Below are 16,320 nucleotides of genomic sequence, written 5' to 3' on the forward strand. Positions count from 1 at the left end.
CCTACAGGGGAGTTGTGTCGTACACAAAAGGTGTGAACGACACAGAGTCAACTGTAGGAGCTGGCTTGCCAGCGAAAGCGGTGGGTCAGGCGACATCAATAACGATGCCCCACCGCTCAGGCACATCAAACCGTGTGCAGGTACCAGTTGTACTCAAGGTCGGAGATGGAGTTCTCGAACTCGGCCAGCTCGCTTTCCTTGCACGCCACGAACACGTCGATGTACATCGGGTCGATGTAGCGCGACATGACTTCGCTGTCGTCCAGCTCGCGCAGGGCGTCGCGCAGGTTGTTTGGCAGGCTCTGCTCGTTCTGCTCGTAGCTGTTGCCTTCCACCGGGGCGCCCGGTTCGATTTCGTTGGTCAGGCCGTGGTGGATACCGGCCAGGACCGAGGCCATCAGCAGGTACGGGTTGGCGTCGGCGCCGGCAACCCGGTGTTCGATGCGCACGGAATCTGGCGAACCGGTCGGCACACGCACCGCGACGGTACGGTTGTCGATGCCCCAGCTTGGCGAGTTCGGCACATAAAACTGCGCGCCAAAACGCCGGTACGAGTTGACGTTCGGGCACAGGAACGCCATCTGCGCCGGCAGGGTCTCGAGCACACCGCCGATCGCGTGTCGCAGCGCGGCGTTCTGCTCGGGATCCTCGCTGGCGAAGATGTTGTTGCCTTCCTTGTCGAGTATCGAAATGTGCACGTGCAAACCATTACCGGCCTGGCCCGGATACGGCTTGGCCATGAAGGTGGTGTCCATCTCGTGGTCGTAGGCGATGTTCTTCACCAGACGCTTGAGCAACACCGCGTAGTCGCAAGCCTTGATCGGGTCATTGACGTGATGCAGGTTCACTTCGAACTGCGCCGGGGCGCTTTCCTTGACGATGGCGTCGGCAGGAATGCCCTGCTCTTTCGCGCCTTCGAGGATGTCTTGCAGGCAGTCGACGTATTCGTCCAGGTCGTCGATCAGGTACACCTGGGTCGAGATCGGACGTTTGCCGGACACTGGCGAGCGTGGCGATTGCGGGCGACCGTTCACGTTGTCCTGGTCGATCAGGTAGAACTCGAGTTCGAACGCGGCGCAGATGGTCAGGCCCATCGCATCGAATTTGCTCACCACCTGACGCAGCACTTCGCGCGGGTCAGCGAAGAACGGCTGGCCTTCGAGTTCGTGCATGGTCATTAACAGTTGCGCAGTCGGGCGCTTCTGCCAGGGCTCGATGCTGAGCGTATCAGGGATGGGGAAGCAGATTCGGTCTGAGTCACCGATGTCCAGACCCAGGCCGGTGCTTTCCACCGTGGAACCGTTGATGTCCAGAGCAAACAGTGACGCCGGGAGGTTGATGCCTTTTTCGTAAACCTTATGAAGACTGGTGCGCTCGATGCGCTTGCCGCGCACCACACCGTTCATATCCGCAATCAGAAGGTCGACGTACAAAACCTCAGGATATTTCTTAAGGAATGCGTTTGCTTCGTTGAGTTGAACGGTACGCAGAGGGACCGACATGATGCACCTATTAGCTGTTAATTATTATGTTCACTACCTTGTCACGAGCCCAGTCAATCCGAAAGGCAAAGTGAAGTCAATAGCGAACACTTGGCCTTTCAACCTTTATTTTCGGGCGTTTTATGGGCGCTATAGTGCCAGATCAGCCTTGAGCACCGCGTAATCCATCAGTACCGGACGTGCGGCGTTTAGAATTTTTTACATGAGAGTTGTTAATTAAAATCAACAAGGCTAAGCTCCGGAAAAGCTCGTTCAAGTGTGAAACTTCGAGGTGATAAAAATGGCACTCAAGCCATTGATCGGCGTTACAGCCTGCGTCAAACAGATTGGCCTGCACCCCTACCACGTCAGCGGCGACAAGTACTTGCGCGCTGTCAGCGTCGCGGCTCCGGGGCTGCCTGTGGTCATTCCTTCCCTGGGCGACCTGACCGATATCGAGGACCTGCTCGCGCAGCTCGACGGTCTGTTGCTCACCGGCTCGCCGTCGAATGTGGAACCCTTCCACTATCAAGGCCCGGCCAGCGCCCCCGGCACGGATCACGATCCGGCGCGGGATGCCACCACCCTTCCTTTATTGCGTGCAGCCATCGCCGCCGGTGTTCCGGTGCTCGGCATCTGCCGCGGCTTTCAGGAAATGAACGTGGCGTTCGGCGGCAGCCTGCACCAGAAGGTGCATGAATTGCCGGGCATGCTCGATCACCGCGAAGCGGACAGTCCGGAGCTGGCGGTGCAATACGCACCGGCGCATGCGGTGACGGTGCAGCCGGGCGGCGTGTTCGAAGCGCTGGATCTGCCGCCGGTGTTCCAGGTCAATTCGATTCACAGTCAGGGCATTGATCGATTGGCTCCTGGCCTGCGCTCGGAAGCGGTGGCGCCGGACGGTTTGATCGAGGCGATTTCGGTGGAGCACAGTAAGGCCTTCGCCGTTGGGGTGCAGTGGCATCCGGAATGGCAGGTGCTGGCCAATCCTCCTTATTTGAGTATTTTCCAGGCGTTTGGCGAGGCGTGCCGGCGACGGGCCGCTTTGCGTAACAGGCGCTGACTTAAAACACCCTTTTAATGCCCCCGCGAGTCAGGCGGGCGTGCCTTTGCGCGTCCGTGACTTGCGACAACAACACACTGCAATAACAACAAGTACGAACAGGCAGCCAGGACGGCGGTGCCGAATAAGCCAGGCCGGCGCGCGATCCCCTGTAGGAGCTGGCTTGCCAGCGAAGGGGCCCTTCCAGTCGACATCATTGTTGGCTGAAAGGACGCCTTCGCTGGCAAGCCAGCTCCTACAGGGGGTGTCCCGGGCTTGCAATCCACTCTTAAGTCAGGCCGCGTTGGCCCGACGACTGAAACCTGTTGGGAGTTTCACATGGCAAACGCCTCCAGCGTCTACAGGAAGGCTCTTGAAGGTCACCAGGCACCGAAAAAGGTGCTGGTGAAAATCGACCGCGTCACCAAGAAATTCGACGAAACCACCGCGGTGGACGATGTCTCGCTTGAGATCCATCAAGGGGAAATCTTCGCCCTGCTCGGCGGTTCCGGCTCGGGTAAATCGACGCTGCTGCGCATGCTCGCCGGCTTCGAGCGCCCGACCGAAGGGCGGATTCTGCTCGATGGCGTGGACATCACCGACATGCCGCCGTACGAACGGCCGATCAACATGATGTTCCAGTCCTACGCCTTGTTCCCGCACATGACGGTGGCGCAGAACATCGCCTTCGGCCTGAAGCAGGACCGTTTGCCCGCCAGTGAAATCGACGCCCGCGTGGAAGAGATGCTGCGCCTGGTGCACATGACCCAATACGCCAAACGCAAACCCCACCAGTTGTCCGGTGGTCAGCGTCAGCGTGTGGCCCTCGCCCGCTCCCTGGCCAAGCGTCCGAAGCTGTTGCTGCTGGATGAACCGATGGGCGCGCTGGACAAGAAGCTGCGCTCGCAGATGCAGCTTGAGCTGGTCGAGATCATCGAGCGCGTCGGCGTGACGTGCGTGATGGTGACCCACGACCAGGAAGAGGCCATGACCATGGCCCAGCGCATTGCGATCATGCACCTGGGCTGGATCGCGCAGATCGGCAGCCCGGTGGACATCTATGAGGCGCCGGTCAGCCGCATGGTCTGCGAATTCATCGGCAACGTGAACGCCTTTGAAGGCACCGTGGTCGAGGACCTGGAAGGTCACGCGATCATTCACAGCAAGGATCTGGAGCAGAAGATCTACGTCGGCCACGGCGTCAGCACCTCGGTGCAGGACAAGTCGATTACCTACGCCATCCGCCCGGAAAAACTGCTGGTCAGCACCACCCAGCCCGAGACCCGCTACAACTGGTCCAGCGGCAAGGTGCATGACATCGCCTACCTCGGCGGCCACTCGGTGTTTTACGTCGAGCTGCCCGGGGGCAAAGTGGTGCAGTCGTTCATGGCCAACGCCGAACGCCGTGGTGCGCGTCCGACCTGGGACGACAAGGTCTACGTGTGGTGGGAAGACGACAGCGGCGTGGTACTGCGCTCATGAACACACTCAATCAGCAGTTCCTGCGGCTGATGCCGAGTGGTCGCAAGCTCGTCATCGGGATTCCGTTCCTCTGGCTGTGCCTGTTTTTCCTGCTGCCGTTCTTCCTGGTGATGAAGATCAGCTTCTCGGAAGCGGCGCTGGCCATTCCTCCCTACTCCGAGATCTACACCTTCGCCGAGCAGAAATTCGAGCTGCTGCTGAACCTCGGCAACTACTCGCTGCTGACCCAGGATGAGTTGTACATCTCGGCTTACTTCGGCTCGCTGAAGGTCGCGTTTTTCAGCACGCTGATGTGCCTGGTGCTCGGCTTCCCGATGGCCTACGCGATCACCAAGGCCAACAAGGAAACCCAGAACGTTCTGTTGTTGCTGATCATGATGCCGACCTGGACCGCGATCCTGATCCGGGTCTACGCGTGGATGGGCATCCTCAGCAACAACGGTTTGCTCAACGGGTTCCTGATGTGGACCGGGCTGACCGACCACCCGATCGAGATCCTCAACACCAACACCGCGGTCTATATCGGGGTTGTTTACGCGTACTTGCCGTTCATGGTGCTGCCGCTGTACGCCAACCTGGTCAAGCACGATCAAAGCCTGCTGGAAGCCGCGTCCGACCTGGGCTCGAGCAACTTCAACAACTTCTGGAAAATCACCGTGCCGCTGGCCAGGAACGGCATCATCGCCGGCGCCATGCTGGTATTCATTCCGGTGGTCGGCGAGTTCGTGATTCCGGAACTGTTGGGCGGTCCCGAAACCCTGATGATCGGTCGTGTGCTGTGGCAGGAGTTCTTCAACAACCGCGACTGGCCGGTGGCGTCCGCCCTGGCGGTGGTGATGCTGTTGATCCTGATTGTGCCGATCCTGTTGTTCAACCGTAGCCAGGCCAAAGAGATGGAGGGTCGGGGATGAAACGCTTCGGATTTTCAAAGTTCATGCTGATTTTCGGCCTGTCGTTTATCTACCTGCCGATGCTGATCCTGGTGATCTACTCGTTCAACGCCTCGAAACTGGTGACGGTGTGGGGTGGCTGGTCGTTCAAGTGGTACGCCGGCCTGCTCGACAACTCGCAACTGATGGGCTCGGTGGTGCGCTCGCTGGAAATCGCCTGCTACACCGCGATTGCCGCGGTGGCGCTGGGGACCCTGGCGGCGTTTGTGCTGACCCGGGTGACGCGCTTCAAGGGCCGCACCTTGTTCGGTGGCCTGGTGACGGCGCCCCTTGGTGATGCCGGAAGTGATCACCGGTCTGTCGCTGTTGCTGCTGTTCGTGGCATGGCGCAATTGATCGGCTGGCCGATGGAGCGTGGCATCGTCACGATCTGGATCGCCCACACCACCTTTTGTGCCGCGTATGTCGCGGTGGTAGTCTCCGCCCGCCTTCGCGAGCTGGACCTGTCCATCGAAGAAGCGGCCATGGACCTCGGGGCGAAGCCGTTCAAGGTGTTTTTCCTGATCACCATTCCGATGATCGCGCCGTCTCTGGCGGCGGGCGGCATGATGTCGTTTGCCCTGTCGCTGGATGACCTGGTGCTGGCGAGCTTCGTCTCGGGCCCGGGTTCGACGACCTTGCCGATGGAAGTGTTCTCGGCGGTGCGCCTGGGGGTGAAACCGGAGATCAACGCCGTGGCCAGCCTGATTTTGCTGGCGGTATCGATCGTGACCTTCATGGTCTGGTATTTCAGCCGTCGTGCAGAAGCCACCCGCAAACGGGCGATCCAGGAAGCGATGGACCAGACCGCCAGCGAATCCTGGCAGCAACCGCAAAAGCAACTGGCAGAAGCCACGGCCTAGTGCCGCCCCCCTGTAGGAGCGAGCTTGCTCGCGATGGGCTCAAGGGACGCCGCGTTAATTCAGGCAGCCCACATCATCGTTGAAGTCCATCGCGAGCAAGCTCGCTCCTACAGTTCGTGTATGATTTTTGAATAAGAAAAGAATTGGAGTTGTACCGATGAAAATGTTTGGCAGGACTCTGCTGACACTGTCCTTATTGGGCGCAATGGTTACCGGCGCCCAGGCCAATGACAAGGTACTGCGCGTCTACAACTGGTCGGATTACATCGCGCCGGACACCGTCAAGAAGTTCGAAGACGAGACCGGCATCCGCGTGACCTACGATGTGTTCGACAGTAACGAAACCCTCGAAGCACGGCTGCTGGCCGGCAAATCCGGCTACGACATCGTGGTGCCGTCCAACAGTTTCCTGGCCAAGCAGATCAAGGCCGGGGTCTATCAGGAACTGGACAAGTCGAAACTGACGAACTGGAAAAACCTCAACCCGGTCCTGCTGAAAAACGCTTCCGCCAGCGATCCGGATAACGGCCATGCCTTCCCCTACATGTGGGGCTCGATCGGCATCGGTTTCAACCCGGACAAGGTCAAGCAAGTGCTGGGTGCCAACGCGCCGACCAATTCCTGGGATCTGCTGTTCAAACCGGAAAACGCCGAAAAACTGAAGGCGTGCGGCATCAGCTTCCTCGATTCGCCAACCGAGATGCTCCCGGCCGCCCTGCACTACCTGGGCTATCCGGTGAACTCCCAGGACAAGGCGCAGATCGCCGAAGCCGAAGCCCTGTTCATGAAGATCCGCCCGTCGGTGGCTTACTTTCATTCGTCGAAGTACATCTCGGACCTGGCCAATGGCAACATCTGCGTCGCCGTCGGTTACTCCGGCGATGTGCTGCAAGCCAAGGCTCGCGCGCAGGAAGCCGGCGACAAGGTGAAAATCGACTACAGCATTCCCAAAGAAGGCGCCGGCAGTTTCTACGACATGGTCGCCATCCCGCGGGATGCGGCGAACGTGGACAACGCCTACCTGTTCATGAACTTCCTGATGCGCCCGGACATCATCGCCGAGATCACCAACAACATCGGCTACAGCAATGCCAACGCGGCGGCGACGCCTTTGGTCGATGAGGCGATTCGCGATGATCCGGGGTCGTATCCATCGCAGGCGGTGATGGCGACCTTGTATGCGATTCCAGATATGCCGATTGGCGTGCAGCGGGTGATGACCCGGGGGTGGACGCGGGTGAAGCTCGGTCAGTAAATACCCTAATGCTCCTGTGCCGGACACACATTTTTTGATCCCCGCAGATCAACTGTGGGAGCGGCGGTGCGGCGATCCGACTTGCTCGCGAAGAGGCCATCATATTCAACACTTGTGGTGACTGATCTACCGCATTCGCGAGCAAGCCCGCTCCCACAGTGGACCGCGGTGCGCTCTCTTTTTCCGTTCACGCAGCGCCTTACCACCGCTGCCCTCCTCTCTGACGAACGGCCTCGCCTGGCTTCCTCGGTTCAGGTGAAGTTTGGCGCCCTCGGGCGCCTTTTTTTGTGTGTACTACGACGCACCCAACGGCCATTGCGCCAATGCCCGATAGCGGCCTTTATGGGATTCGAACAAGGTGAAGTGTTCGGCGCGCAAAAAGAACTCGGGTGGCGTCACAGATTCTGGCACCGGCATTCGATAGTCGCGCATCAACGTCAGGTGCGGGCGGAACTCCTTCGGTGTCTCTTCAAACCCGAACGGCAACATCGCCTGTTCCAGCGCATACACCAGACGCAGCAACTGCGGCGGTGCCTGATCGGGTGCCAGCACCAGCACCCCTGCCCGGCGCCAGACCTCCAGACGATCCAGCACCACCCGCATTGACACCCCCGGTTTACGGACCTTCGCGGCAACCGTACAGATTTCTGCAATCCGGGCTACGCCGACCGCGCCCAAAAACAACAGGGTCAGGTGAAAGTTTTCCGCCGGCACCGGGCGTCCGCTCCTGAGCTGCAGGTCAGCGCGCCATTGGGCAATCGCCTTGCGTTGGGCAGGCGCGCAGTCCAGGGCAAAAAACAGTCGTTTCAACGGCTCGTGGGATTCGTCGCTCATGCGTGGCACCTCCTGACATCCAAGTTATAGTTCATGCAAACGATTCAACTGGAGGGGGCCATGCGAGAAATCATCAGCAAGGAGCCATGGTGGGCCGTGCCACCGAAACCCGGGCAGGATGAGACCGAGCTGGAATGGGGTTGGCTGGTTCATTACAACGAAGGTGAGCCGCGCTTCGAGTTCGTCAGGGAGCGGCCGTCGGACAGCGAGATTCGTCAACGCAAGAGTTGCAGGATCACCCCGACGCCGGAGTGATCCTGCCCGAGGCTTTCAAGCCTTCACGAGCATGTCGAAACCGCCGAAGATCATGCGCTGGCCATCGAACGGCATCGGATTGACGTCGGGCTGCAGCCGCGGATCGGCCATGAGTTTTTCCATGCCCTTGTCCCGCGTGGCCTTGTCGGGCCAGACGATCCAGGAAAACACCACGGTTTCGTCGTCCTTGAGCTTCACCGCCATGGGAAATGACGTCACCTTGCCATCAGGTACATCGTCGCCCCAGCATTCGGCAAGGCTGAGCGCCCCGTTCTCGATGAAAATGGCGGCGGCGGACTCGGCGTGTTGCTTGAATTTTTCGCGGTTGGCGGTAGGTACGGCAATCACAAAGCCATCTACGTAGGACATGGTCGTTCTCCTTGGGTCATGGGGCCATCTGCTGGTTAGTCGACTGGGTCGCGGTCCAATCGACCGATCCGCTGCCCGAACTGACCGACGGTACTTCGGCGCTGCTCGCCAGGTTGCCTTCAATCTGCGCCGCCATCTACAGCGTCCCCGCCATCACGCCGCTCGTCGGGTTTTGCACCAGCTTCACCCAGGCCTTGTCGAACGTATTGCCCAGGCTGCTGCGAATCAGCGCTTCGCTATCCGGCCGGTCGTTGGCCTGAATGATCGCCCGTACGCCCGCCACCCCCACGGAAATCAACGCCCCGGCCAGTTTCCCCGCGGCTGCGGCCACGGCACTGGCAGCCCCGCGCGGGGCCATTTCGGCTTCGATCCTTTTGCTCGCACGCTTGGCTACCGGCGCCATGGCGGTGTCAGTGTTGTCCACGCCCTTGTCGCCGCCCGCTTTGTGAATCTGTCGATCATCGCCGCATACGCCGGCAAGGTATTCAGCGGCTGGGTATGCACCACCTGGTAAAGCGAGGCGTTCCGTGCCGGCGGCGGTCCCAGGGCGATGGCCGGGATCTTCTGGATCCGGCCATTGAGCTGGGCCATCGGTACGCCATGGCGCTGGGAGATGCGCTGCAGTTCTTCCTGAAGAATGTCGACGTAGAACGCCATGGCCAGGCTGAGAATCTGGTCGGGATCGATCTCCACCGCGACCGGCGCCAGCACCCGCTCCTGGTATTGCTCCAGCAGATAGGCGGCCAGGCGCTTGGCCGAGGCATCCTGTTCGCCCTTCGCGCTGAGGCTGTACCAGCTGACCTTCATCGATATCCATTCCTGGGTCCAGTAACTGCTGAACCAGGGGATGAAGTTTTCTTCGGTCAATTGATAGACCCGGGTTCGCCAGTAATCCATGGCACCGCGCGAGTAGATCTTGGCCTGCTCGGTGGCCGATTGCGACGCTGCAACGATCTCCCGGTCCACCTGCTGCCAGGTGCTCTGGGAAATCACCACCGGCGGGGCTGTCACCGGGGCACGCGCAGGCGCGACGCACCCCGCCAGCACCACCAGCACGGCGACGATCAGCGAACGCAGGTTCAAGATCGCGGTGTCCTACAGACTTCCCCTGAACAGGATATCCGGGGGTTGGAAGCCTTCTGATTTGAGTATAGGTGGCAGTCCTTGGCCATTCGTCTGGATGTTGTGGCGGGGCCTCAGGGCCTCTTCGCGAGCAAGCCCGCTCCCACATTGGGACTGTGTCGTTCACGAAACAGTGTCCCACCACAAATCCACTGTGGGAGCGGGCTTGCTCGCGAAGAGGCCCTCAAGAACACCACAAAATACCCGACCATCACTTACATCGATATCCACCATCGCCACGAATGCCTTCCGCTAAAAACCCGTCAGCGTAGGATCAATCTCAACCCATCACAAAACCCCGCACCGGAGGGGCACATCATGATCATCCATCTCCTGACCTGCCTGGCCCTGACCGCCGTCACCCTGAGCATTTTTGCCTGGTACATCCTGTCCGAGGAGCGCACGTCATGATCCACGCCATTACCCTGGCCGTGAGTTTTCCGGTGTTCGGCAACAACTACTACGCCCAGCAAGTCGTTTCGCGCAAAGAACGCTCGCTGGTGTTCGACCAGGACTTCGAGGCGTTGCTGATGCCGGCTGCCACCCACCACTTCAACAACGAAGTGGTCGGGCTCAACGATCAGTTCCGCTTCTTGAACGACGTGCTGGTCGAGCATCTGCTGGACGTCGGAATGGCGCAGCATTCGTCCCGTTCATTTACCTTTTGACACCGGCTGGTTAACACTGATGCGCCTGTGTACAGGGGTTTCAACTTGATCACGAGTTGTTGCCTTACTGCGCACACACCTCATGAACACAACTGCGCAACCACCGGTGGGCAGGATCCGCATCCAGCCGCGGGTGCCACAGCATGGCCACGGTGAACGTCGGCACGGCAAAGGGTAAAGCGAAGCTGTGCATCCCTTCGCGCAGGCTGGCGGTATGCCGTTCAGGCACACTGGCGATCAGGTCGGTAGCCCGGGCCAGGGCCAGGGCGGTCGAGAAACCGGCGACTATGGTCACGATCTGCCGCTCCAGTTCCCGCGACGCCAGGGCCTCATCGATCGGCCCCCTTTCGAGCCCCCGCCGGGACACGCTGATGTGGCTGCCCGCCGCAAACCGGGCGGGGGTGATCTCGCCCTGCGCCAGTGGATGCCCCCCGCGTATAACGCCAATCAAACGGTCGCGAAACAAGCCCTGTGTCCGCAACTCGGGGCTGGCCGACTTGCCCACTACGCCCGTCTCCAGATCGATCGTGCCGTCGCGCAATGCAGTGCTGTCCTTGTCGGGTTTGTGCATGAAGCGCAGCCGTACCCCGGGCGCTGCCCGGCCATGCGCGCAATGCGCGCCGCGCCGAAATTCTCGACGAAGCCTTCACTGCTGCGCAGGGTGAAGGTGCGGCTGAGTTGCCTGAGGTCCGGCTGCTCGGCTGGCCGCAATACCGCTTCTGCGTCCTGCACCAGCTGACTGACCCGCTCACGCAGCTCCAGCGCCCGGGGTGTCGGCACCAGGCTCCGTCCGGCCCTGACCAGCAGCGGATCGCCGGTGGTTTCGCGCAAGCGTGCCAGCGCCCGACTCATCGCCGAAGGGCTCAGTCGCAAGCGCTTGGCGGCGCGCGCAACGCTGCCTTCGGCAAGCAGCACATCAAGGGTGACCAGCAGATTGAAATCGGGAGTGGACATCTATCGCCCCTCGGCATGGTGACATGGCGTTTGACGCACTTATCAACTGCAACTGCTGCGCCTTCCGCCATGTTAGGCCCGGACGTACCTTTGTGACAGCTCCACTTGGGGAGTGACTTCACAAAAGAGGGGCGAGATGAAGCCAACTATTGCAGCAGCGGACTCCGTACAACCCACTGCCTCAGTGCGCTGGGCATTGGCCAGCCTGGCGCTGTCGATGTTGCTGTCCGCGCTGGGCACCAGCATCGCCAACGTCGGCCTGCCGACCCTGGCCGCCGTATTCGACGCCCCGTTCCAGCAGGTGCAATGGATCGTCCTCGCTTATCTGCTGGCGATCACCAGCCTGATCGTCAGCGTCGGTCGGCTCGGCGACCTCATCGGTCGTCGACTCCTGCTGCTGTGCGGCATTGGCCTGTTCACCCTGGCCTCGGCCCTGTGCGCCCTGGCGCCGACGCTGTGGCTGCTGATAGGCGCCCGGGCGCTGCAGGGGCTCGGCGCGGCAATGATGATGGCGCTGACCATGGCTTTCGTCGGCGAGACGGTGGCCAAGGAAAAAACCGGCAGCGCCATGGGGTTGCTGGGGACGATGTCGGCGATTGGCACCGCGTTGGGGCCGTCCCTGGGCGGCATGCTGATCGCCGGTTTCGGCTGGCAGGCACTCTTCCTGAGCACCGTGCCACTGGGTCTGGTTACGGGGTGCTCGCGCATCGCCACTTGCCGGCCGATCGCCCCAAAACCAGGTCCGAGGGTGCCCGCTTCGACTCGCTGGGCACCCTGCTGTTGGCGCTGACGCTGGGGGCCTACGCCTTGGCCATGACACTCGGACGCGGCAGCTTCGGTCACCTCAATCTGGCGTTGCTGGTGGCGGCAGGTGTTGGCTGCGCCCTCTTCGTCTTCACCGAGTCCCGAGTCGGCTCCCCCTTGATCAGGTTGTCGCTGTTGCGTGATCCGCAACTCGGCGCCAGCCTCGCCATGAGCGCACTGGTTGGCGACAGTGATCATGGCGACGCTGGTGGTCGGGCCCTTCTATCTCTCGCAGGCACTCGGACTGGATGCCGTCAGGGTCGGGCTGGTGCTGTCGGTCGGGCCGTTTGTGGTGGCGCTGACGGGCGTGCCCGCAGGTCGCATCGCCGACTATTTTGGCGCGCAACGCATGACCCTCGCCGGGCTGCTCGCCATGGCGGCCGGCTGTCTCGCGCTATCGGTATTGCCACCCACGCTCGGCATCGGCGGCTACCTCGTGCCCATGGTGGTCGTCACCCTCGGCTATGCGCTGTTCCAGACGGCCAACAACACCGCGGTCATGGCCGATGTGGCGCCGGACCAGCGGGGCGTCATCTCCGGCCTGCTCAACCTGTCGCGCAATCTGGGGCTCATCACCGGGGCCAGCGCCTTGGGTGCAGTGTTTGCGCTGGCCTCGGCGACGGCCGAGATCAGCAATGCGCACCCCGATGCAGTGGCCAGCGGCCTGCGGATCACCTTTGCCGTTGCATTGGGGCTGATCGTCACCGCATTGGCCGTCGCCCTAAGCAGCCGCGCGGATCAAACAAGGTAGATGGCGGCCCGTTCATTGCTCGAGCACATCCTCCACCCAGCTGATGGCCGCGACGACGGTAGGGAAACCGATCGTGCTCGTCAGCCGCGATCAGTGCGTGACGGATCTGCTCTGGCGTAGCGCCTGCTTCCAGGGCCCGCCTGGCATGGCTGTGCACCGCGCCCTCGGAGCGAATGGCTGCCGCGGCGCCGAGCTGGATCAGCTGGCACGGCATCGTCCAGGGGCCCGGCATGCCGCACCGCCGTACCCAGCGCCTGCACGGCGGCCAGGTAATCGGGGTACTGCTTTTTCAGTTGGCGGTACGGGTTGTGCTCTTTTTTCTTGCCCATCTGTGTCTCCTCGCGAGCCGGTGCCCGGCCCGCCTTGTTCGGCGTCGATTGGCGAAACTTGCGCATTCCAACAGTAAGCTAAGCTAAGAACAGCTCATTGCCCACGATGCTCGCGTCTGCAGGTTTTGGTTTTTTCTGGAGAGCGTCTGCAACAGCTATTTCAGAAAGGTCCAACCCCTTCACGCAGGACTGACGTGATGACCGAGCCCCTCCTCAGTTTCGACCAACTCAAGCGTGCCGCGGCTGCCGGCGAAATCGATACCGTGCTGGTGTGCATGGTCGATATGCAGGGGCGGCTGGTCGGCAAGCGCTTCCAGGTCGAGTTTTTCATCGACAGCGGCCATGAAGAAACCCACTGCTGCAATTACCTGCTGGCCGATGACATCGACATGGAACCGGTGCCGGGTTATGCCGCCGCCAGCTGGAGCAAAGGCTATGGCGACTTTGTGCTCAAGCCGGACATGGCCACCTTGCGCCGGGTGCCCTGGCTGGAGTGCACGGCGCTGGTGCTGTGCGACGTGCTCGATCATCACCATCGGCAAGACTTGCCGCACAGCCCGCGGGCCATCCTGAAAAAGCAGATCGAGCGCCTGCGCCAGCGCGGTTATACCGGCATGTTCGCCTCGGAACTGGAGTTCTATCTGTTCGACGAGAGCTACGAAGCCATTCACCACCGCAACTACCACCAGCCCAAGACGGCCGGCCATTACATCGAGGATTACAACATCCTGCAGACCACCCGCGAGGAACCGGTGCTGCGGGCGATTCGCAAACATCTGCAGGCCTCGGGCATTCCCGTGGAAAACTCCAAGGGTGAATGGGGGCCTGGGCAGGAAGAGATCAACATCCGCTATGCCGATGCGCTGACCATGGCCGACCACCACGTCATCATCAAGCACGCCTGCAAGGAGATCGCGCAGTTGCAGGGCAAGGCGATCACCTTCATGGCCAAGTGGCGTTATGACGCGGCCGGCTCCAGCAGTCACATCCACAATTCGCTGTGGGACAAGAATGGCAAGAAGTCGCTGTTCTTCGACGCCAAGGCGCAGTTCGGCATGTCGAAGCTGATGCGCGCCTGGGTGGCCGGGCAGCTCAAGTATGCCAACGACATCACCTGTTTCCTCGCGCCCTACATCAACTCCTACAAGCGGTTCCAGGCCGGCACGTTTGCCCCGACGCGGGCGGTCTGGAGCCGGGACAATCGCACCGCGGGCTTTCGCTTGTGCGCCGAGGACAGCAAAGCCATCCGCATCGAATGTCGCATCGGCGGCGCCGACCTCAACCCGTACCTGGCGTTCGCCGCGTTGATTGCCGCCGGGCTGGCCGGGATCGACGAGAAGCTTGAGCTCGCGCCGCCGTTTGAAGGCGATGCCTACGTCGACGAGCACCTGCCGGAAGTGTCCAAGACCCTGCGCGCGGCCTGTGCCGCGATGCAGGACGTCGAGCATGTTGCGCGAGGCATTCGGCGATGAAGTGATCGACCACTACGTGCACACCGCCGAATGGGAGCAGAAGGAGTACGACCGGCGAATTACCGACTGGGAACTGCAGCGCGGTTTCGAGCGCTATTGAGCCGCCTTTATCGAGAAGATCATGACTTCAACGATTCAGCTCATCTCGCCGGTCGATGGCCGGGTCTATGCCGAACGCCGCTGCGCCGATGCCGGGCAGATCGACCAGGCGTTGGCGGCTGCCGAAGCGGCCCAGGCGTTGTGGAAACACCGGCCACTGAGCGAACGCGCCGCCTTCTGCAGCGCCGCAGTGGACGCAATGTTGGCCATGAAGGCTGAAATCGTGCCGGAACTGGCCTGGCAGATGGGCCGCCCGGTGCGCTTCGGTGCAGGCGAATTGCGCGGCTTCGAAGAACGTGCCCGGCATATGATCGCCATTGCGCCTGAAGCGTTGGCAGCGCTGGAGCCCACGCCCATCGCGGGCTTTCGCCGATTTATCAAACGCGAGCCGCTGGGTACGGTATTGGTCGTCGCACCGTGGAATTACCCCTATCTGACGGCAGTGAATACGATCATTCCAGCGCTGATGGCCGGCAACAGCGTCATCCTCAAACATGCTTCACAAACGCTGCTGGTCGGCGAACGGTTTGCCGAGGCGTTCCGCCGCGCCAATCTGCCCGATGGGCTGTTCCAGAACCTGCTGCTCAGTCATGTTTATACCGGGGCGATCATTGCCTCCGGACGTGTGCAGCAGGTGAACTTCACAGGTTCAGTGGAAGGTGGCAAGAGCATGGAACACGCTGCCATCGGAGAGTTCGTCGGGGTGGGCCTGGAGCTTGGCGGCAAAGACCCGGCCTATGTCCGGGCTGACGCCAACCTCGAGCACGCGGTGGAAAACCTGGTGGACGGCAGCTTCTTCAACTCCGGACAGAGCTGCTGCGCGATCGAGCGCATCTATGTCGATGAACAACTCTACCCGGCCTTTGTCGAGCGATTCGTTACCTTGACTCGCCAGTATGTGCTGGGCAATCCGCTGGACGAAGCCACCACGCTCGGCCCGATGGTGTCACGTGGCGCCGCTGATTTCGTCCGCGATCAGATCGCCGAAGCCCTGACACAGGGCGCCCGGGCGCTGATCGACCCAAGGGCCTTTCCCGCCGACGCGCCGGACAGCGCTTACCTCGCACCTCAGGTATTGGTCGATGTCAGCCATCAGATGTCGGTGATGCGCGAGGAAAGCTTCGGGCCGGTGGTCGGCATCATGCCGGTGGCCAGCGACGATGAAGCCATCGCCTTGATGAACGACAGTGAGTTCGGGCTCAGCGCGTCCATCTGGACCCAACACCTCGCCGCCGCCGAACACCTGGGCAACCAGATCGACACCGGCACGGTGTTCATGAACCGCTGCGATTACCTCGACCCGGCCCTGGCCTGGACCGGGGTCAAGAACAGCGGACGCGGGGTCACGCTGTCGCGCCTGGGCTACGAACATCTGACCCGCGCGAAATCCTTCCATTTGCGCCATGAGATTTGAACCATGAGTCTTGAACCTTGAGAGGCGAGCCATGAGCCTGACCGCGAACTGGAACTACCCCACCAGCATCCGCTTCGGTGCCGGGCGCATTGCCGAACTGGCCGAGACTTGCCGCAGCCAGGGAATCGAGCGACCGCTGCTGGTCACCGACAGCGGCCTGGCCCGCGCCCCGATCACCGCCGCCGCGCTGGACGCCC

12 protein-coding genes and 6 pseudogenes are annotated in these 16,320 nt (G+C 61.4%); 11 read left to right on the top strand and 7 right to left on the bottom strand.

Going from position 1 to position 16,320, the window contains the following annotated elements:
• Positions 1–125 precede the first annotated feature (125 nt).
• Entirely contained in the window at positions 126–1,502 is a 1,377-nt protein-coding gene (locus BZ163_RS02355; RefSeq protein ID WP_128869638.1) for a glutamine synthetase family protein, read from the bottom strand.
• A gap of 280 nt (positions 1,503–1,782) precedes the next feature.
• Between BZ163_RS02355 and BZ163_RS02360 the strand changes: the two genes are divergently transcribed.
• The 5 genes and pseudogenes from BZ163_RS02360 (at position 1,783) to BZ163_RS02380 (ending at position 7,052) form a co-directional block, all read left to right on the top strand.
• Positions 1,783–2,544 (top strand): gamma-glutamyl-gamma-aminobutyrate hydrolase family protein, encoded by a 762-nt coding sequence (locus BZ163_RS02360; protein ID WP_128869639.1) that lies wholly within the window; start codon positions 1,783–1,785, stop codon positions 2,542–2,544.
• A 318-nt stretch (positions 2,545–2,862) separates the two neighbouring features.
• Positions 2,863–4,005, top strand: coding sequence for an ABC transporter ATP-binding protein (locus BZ163_RS02365; protein WP_128869640.1), 1,143 nt, complete (start codon positions 2,863–2,865; stop codon positions 4,003–4,005).
• A 29-nt stretch (positions 4,006–4,034) separates the two neighbouring features.
• Positions 4,035–4,916, top strand: a complete 882-nt coding sequence (locus tag BZ163_RS02370) for an ABC transporter permease subunit (protein ID WP_168187302.1) — start codon at positions 4,035–4,037, stop codon at positions 4,914–4,916.
• Positions 4,913–5,797: pseudogene (locus BZ163_RS02375) on the top strand (ABC transporter permease subunit). The gene BZ163_RS02370 and the pseudogene BZ163_RS02375 overlap by 4 nt, the downstream one beginning before the upstream one ends.
• Before the next feature lie 157 nt (positions 5,798–5,954).
• Positions 5,955–7,052, top strand: a complete 1,098-nt coding sequence (locus BZ163_RS02380) for a polyamine ABC transporter substrate-binding protein (RefSeq protein ID WP_128869642.1) — start codon at positions 5,955–5,957, stop codon at positions 7,050–7,052.
• A gap of 294 nt (positions 7,053–7,346) precedes the next feature.
• Here BZ163_RS02380 and thpR read toward each other — a convergent pair whose 3' ends face one another.
• Positions 7,347–7,886, bottom strand: a complete 540-nt coding sequence (gene thpR / locus BZ163_RS02385; protein ID WP_128869643.1) for an RNA 2',3'-cyclic phosphodiesterase — start codon at positions 7,884–7,886, stop codon at positions 7,347–7,349.
• A gap of 60 nt (positions 7,887–7,946) precedes the next feature.
• On the opposite strand from thpR, the gene BZ163_RS02390 reads away from it, so the two are divergent.
• The gene (locus BZ163_RS02390) at positions 7,947–8,141 is read left to right on the top strand and encodes a hypothetical protein (protein ID WP_128869647.1); all 195 of its coding nucleotides are present in this window, start codon (positions 7,947–7,949) and stop codon (positions 8,139–8,141) included.
• Positions 8,142–8,156: 15 nt separating this feature from the next.
• On the opposite strand, the gene BZ163_RS02395 is transcribed toward BZ163_RS02390, so the two are convergent.
• Both BZ163_RS02395 and BZ163_RS02400 read right to left on the bottom strand, forming a co-directional pair.
• Positions 8,157–8,510: a DUF1428 domain-containing protein gene (locus BZ163_RS02395; RefSeq protein WP_128869644.1), complete on the bottom strand. Its 354-nt coding sequence runs from the start codon at positions 8,508–8,510 to the stop codon at positions 8,157–8,159.
• A gap of 16 nt (positions 8,511–8,526) precedes the next feature.
• A pseudogene (locus BZ163_RS02400) lies at positions 8,527–9,593 on the bottom strand (hypothetical protein).
• A 446-nt stretch (positions 9,594–10,039) separates the two neighbouring features.
• Here BZ163_RS02400 and BZ163_RS02405 point away from each other — a divergent pair.
• Positions 10,040–10,300, top strand: coding sequence for a hypothetical protein (locus BZ163_RS02405; RefSeq protein ID WP_128869645.1), 261 nt, complete (start codon positions 10,040–10,042; stop codon positions 10,298–10,300).
• 64 nt (positions 10,301–10,364) lie between these two features.
• Here the strand turns inward: BZ163_RS02405 and BZ163_RS02410 are convergent.
• A pseudogene (locus BZ163_RS02410) lies at positions 10,365–11,254 on the bottom strand (LysR family transcriptional regulator).
• Positions 11,255–11,390: 136 nt separating this feature from the next.
• On the opposite strand from BZ163_RS02410, the pseudogene BZ163_RS02415 reads away from it, so the two are divergent.
• Positions 11,391–12,809 (top strand): annotated as a pseudogene (locus BZ163_RS02415) (MFS transporter).
• Here the strand turns inward: BZ163_RS02415 and BZ163_RS35260 are convergent.
• Together BZ163_RS35260 and BZ163_RS02420 are read right to left on the bottom strand one after the other, a co-directional pair.
• Positions 12,760–12,966, bottom strand: coding sequence for a hypothetical protein (locus BZ163_RS35260; protein WP_256578908.1), 207 nt, complete (start codon positions 12,964–12,966; stop codon positions 12,760–12,762). The pseudogene BZ163_RS02415 and the gene BZ163_RS35260 sit on opposite strands and share 50 nt — an antisense overlap.
• Complete coding sequence (locus BZ163_RS02420) at positions 12,890–13,138, bottom strand: hypothetical protein (RefSeq protein ID WP_256578909.1); 249 nt, start codon at positions 13,136–13,138, stop codon at positions 12,890–12,892. Before BZ163_RS02420 ends, BZ163_RS35260 begins: the two co-directional genes overlap by 77 nt.
• A gap of 197 nt (positions 13,139–13,335) precedes the next feature.
• Between BZ163_RS02420 and BZ163_RS02425 the strand changes: the two are divergent.
• The 3 genes and pseudogenes from BZ163_RS02425 to BZ163_RS02435 all read left to right on the top strand — a co-directional run.
• Positions 13,336–14,710 (top strand): annotated as a pseudogene (locus BZ163_RS02425) (glutamine synthetase family protein).
• 21 nt (positions 14,711–14,731) lie between these two features.
• A complete protein-coding gene (locus tag BZ163_RS02430; protein WP_128869646.1) occupies positions 14,732–16,123 on the top strand; it encodes an aldehyde dehydrogenase family protein in 1,392 nt (463 codons plus the stop codon).
• A gap of 31 nt (positions 16,124–16,154) precedes the next feature.
• Positions 16,155–16,320: pseudogene (locus BZ163_RS02435) on the top strand (iron-containing alcohol dehydrogenase); the annotation flags it as partial.

This window comes from Pseudomonas sp. VI4.1, assembly GCF_002029345.1.
Lineage (GTDB): Bacteria > Pseudomonadota > Gammaproteobacteria > Pseudomonadales > Pseudomonadaceae > Aquipseudomonas.

What these genes read in the sequence shown, in the direction of transcription:
- BZ163_RS02355 (WP_128869638.1), bottom strand. Translation starts at nt 1,502, where the DNA reads ATGTCGGTCCCTCTGCGTACCGTTCAACTCAACGAAGCAAACGCATTC.
- BZ163_RS02360 (WP_128869639.1), top strand. Translation starts at nt 1,783, where the DNA reads ATGGCACTCAAGCCATTGATCGGCGTTACAGCCTGCGTCAAACAGATT.
- BZ163_RS02365 (WP_128869640.1), top strand. Translation starts at nt 2,863, where the DNA reads ATGGCAAACGCCTCCAGCGTCTACAGGAAGGCTCTTGAAGGTCACCAG.
- BZ163_RS02370 (WP_168187302.1), top strand. Translation starts at nt 4,035, where the DNA reads ATGCCGAGTGGTCGCAAGCTCGTCATCGGGATTCCGTTCCTCTGGCTG.
- BZ163_RS02380 (WP_128869642.1), top strand. Translation starts at nt 5,955, where the DNA reads ATGAAAATGTTTGGCAGGACTCTGCTGACACTGTCCTTATTGGGCGCA.
- thpR (WP_128869643.1), bottom strand. Translation starts at nt 7,886, where the DNA reads ATGAGCGACGAATCCCACGAGCCGTTGAAACGACTGTTTTTTGCCCTG.
- BZ163_RS02390 (WP_128869647.1), top strand. Translation starts at nt 7,947, where the DNA reads ATGCGAGAAATCATCAGCAAGGAGCCATGGTGGGCCGTGCCACCGAAA.
- BZ163_RS02395 (WP_128869644.1), bottom strand. Translation starts at nt 8,510, where the DNA reads ATGTCCTACGTAGATGGCTTTGTGATTGCCGTACCTACCGCCAACCGC.
- BZ163_RS02405 (WP_128869645.1), top strand. Translation starts at nt 10,040, where the DNA reads ATGATCCACGCCATTACCCTGGCCGTGAGTTTTCCGGTGTTCGGCAAC.
- BZ163_RS02420 (WP_256578909.1), bottom strand. Translation starts at nt 13,138, where the DNA reads ATGGGCAAGAAAAAAGAGCACAACCCGTACCGCCAACTGAAAAAGCAG.
- BZ163_RS02430 (WP_128869646.1), top strand. Translation starts at nt 14,732, where the DNA reads ATGACTTCAACGATTCAGCTCATCTCGCCGGTCGATGGCCGGGTCTAT.